Here is a 592-nt window from a genome sequence, read left to right on the forward strand (position 1 = left end):
AACAGGCGCATGCTGCCGCCCCTACCCTGCAGGTGCGCCGATCCCAGATCGATGCAAGTACCGAAGAAGCCACGCGTGCCGGCGCGTTGCCCGATCCACGTCTGATCGTGGGGCTGGCGAACTGGCCCGTCAGCGGACCCGATGCCTTCAGTCTGCGGGCAGACGAGATGACCACCCAGCAAGTCGGGCTGATGCAGGAGTTTCCTGCCCGTGCGAAACGACGTGCCGAGCAAGCGCTGGCTCAAGCGACGCTGGCACAAGCGCGCTCACTGTCGATGGTCGAACAGCAGATGGTGGTCCAAGCGGCCGCGCAGGCCTGGATCGAGCTGTGGAGTACGCAGCAAGCCGTAGATGCGTTGGAAGGTTTGCGCGAGCCGGCGCGCATAGCCGAGCGTGCGGCGCGTGCTCGCTTGGCAGGTGGCACGGCCGGGGCCAGTGACGTGCTTGCCGCCCAGGCCGCCCTACTGCAGTTGGACAATCGCCTGGAGCAGGTACATGCGGAGCACGCCGCGGCGCAGGCCGGCCTGGCGCGGTGGTTGGGTATTGCACCAGAGGCGATCTTGGCCAGTGGTACGGCGCCGGATTTTTCGCA

1 protein-coding gene is annotated in these 592 nt (G+C 66.7%); it reads left to right on the forward strand.

Annotated features, from left to right (window positions below):
* The coding region (locus KVS69_RS18615; RefSeq protein ID WP_254622285.1) for a TolC family protein at positions 1 to 592 on the forward strand (592 nt) is incomplete at both ends.

The sequence above is a fragment of the Stenotrophomonas sp. GbtcB23 genome, from assembly GCF_019091045.1.
Classification (GTDB): domain Bacteria; phylum Pseudomonadota; class Gammaproteobacteria; order Xanthomonadales; family Xanthomonadaceae; genus Stenotrophomonas; species Stenotrophomonas rhizophila_A.